Below are 1,728 nucleotides of genomic sequence, written 5' to 3' on the forward strand. Positions count from 1 at the left end.
GCGCGAGCAGGCCTACGCCGACACGCCGCTGCCGCTCGGCCCGGAGGCGACGATCAGCCAGCCCTACATCGTGGGCCTCATGCTGGAGAAGGCGGAGCTGGTGGCCGGCGAGCGCGCGCTCGAGATCGGTACCGGCTCGGGCTACCAGGCGGCGCTGCTCGCCGAACTCGGCGCCGAGACCTACAGCATCGAACTCGATGCCCGCCTCGCGGCGCAGGCGGCGCGCGCGCTCCTGGCTGCCGGGTATCCCGAGGTGCAACTGCGCGTGGGCGACGGCCGGGCCGGCTGGCCCGAGGCGGCGCCCTTCGCGGTGATCCTCGTCACTGCGGCGGCGGCGGTCACGCCGCCCGCCCTGATCGAGCAGCTCGCCGAGGGCGGCCGCCTGCTCATCCCCGTGGACACGGGGCCCATGGCAGGCGGGATCGAAAACCACCAGGACCTGCTGCGCCTGCGCAAGCGGGCGGGCCGTCTCGAGACGGAGCGCCTGCTCGCCGTGCGATTCGTGCCCCTGCGCTGAGGAACTCCGGCCCGAGGCCCTTGACGACTCGGATATCGCTCAATACCTTCGACATCTCGGCCAGGATGCCGCCGGGAAGCTCAGGGAGGTGCTCGCCGATGTGGCGCTTCAAGTCCTCTGCGAAGCCAACGGGAACGCGCCGGGCCTGGCTGGGCCGCTTCGGCGCCGCCGCCTTCCTCTTCTTCCTGGTTAAGGGACTGCTCTGGCTGCTGCTGCCCCTGGCGATCGCCTTCTGGGGCTTCCTCGGCTTCTGACGGGAGAGACCGTGTCCGCCACGATCATGGAGCGTTTGCGCGAGGAGACCCGCGACCTGCACGCGAGCGCCGAGGGCAAGGCCTTCCAGCGCCGCATGCTCGGCGGCGAGCTGAGCCGCGAGGAGTATGTGGAGTGGCTGGGGCAGATGCTCCACGTGCACCGCGCACTGGAGACGCCCCTGCGCGAGCGCTGGGCGAGCGATCCCGCCTTCGCCGCCCTGCGCGAAGAGCAGTTCCAGGAGCCCTACCTGCTCGCCGATCTCGCGGCGCTGGACGACGATCCCGCCGGGCACGCCCCCCTGGCCGCCACCACCGCCCTTGTCGCCGACATTGAGCGCGCCGCCCGCGAGACGCCCCTCGCCTTGCTCGGCTACCACTACGTGCTCGAAGGCAGCAACAACGGCAACCGCTTCATCGCCCGCCGGCTCCTGCCCGCGCTCGGCATCGCCCACGGCCAGGGCGACCGCTACCTCGATCCCTACGGCGAGGCGCAGCCCACCCTCTGGGCGCGCTTCAAGCAGGACATGGAGGCCGTCGGCTTCGCGAGCGCGCAGGCCGACCTGCTCGTGGCCGCCGCGCGGCGCATGTTCGCCGGCATCGGCGAGATCAGCGACGGGCTGGCCTAGCGCCGCTCGCTGCTCGACGCGCAGTAGCGGTCCGTCGGATCGAAGGGACTCGGGAGTTGCCACGTGGCAACTCCCGAGTTCTGCTCGGGACGGATGCCTGGGCATGGCCGCCGCGGCTTTCGCCTGGGCTGGCGGGGGACAGGGGAGCCCTCTCCGAGAACTCCTGTGAAGCGGAGTTCGAGGAGAGGGCTCCCCTGTCCTCGGCAGGATTCTGTGGGTGCCGCGGCGGCCTCTATTTCATGAGGATGATCTTCTGCATCCCGCGCTCCTCGTGGCCGTCCCCTGTGCGCAGGGACAGCCGCGCGAGATAGATGCCGCTGGGCAGCGGCTC

General features: G+C 71.4%; 2 protein-coding genes. Both read left to right on the top strand.

Going from position 1 to position 1,728, the window contains the following annotated elements; translation table 11 throughout:
* Positions 1–517: protein-L-isoaspartate O-methyltransferase (locus tag FJ251_16120; protein MBM4119226.1), on the top strand; the 517-nt coding region annotated here is incomplete at its 5' end.
* A 265-nt stretch (positions 518–782) separates the two neighbouring features.
* Positions 783–1,397, top strand: coding sequence for a biliverdin-producing heme oxygenase (locus FJ251_16125; GenBank protein ID MBM4119227.1), 615 nt, complete (start codon positions 783–785; stop codon positions 1,395–1,397).
* Positions 1,398–1,728 lie beyond the last annotated feature (331 nt).

It is taken from the genome of bacterium (genome assembly GCA_016873475.1).
In the GTDB taxonomy this organism is placed as follows: domain Bacteria; phylum Krumholzibacteriota; class Krumholzibacteriia; order JACNKJ01; family JACNKJ01; genus VGXI01.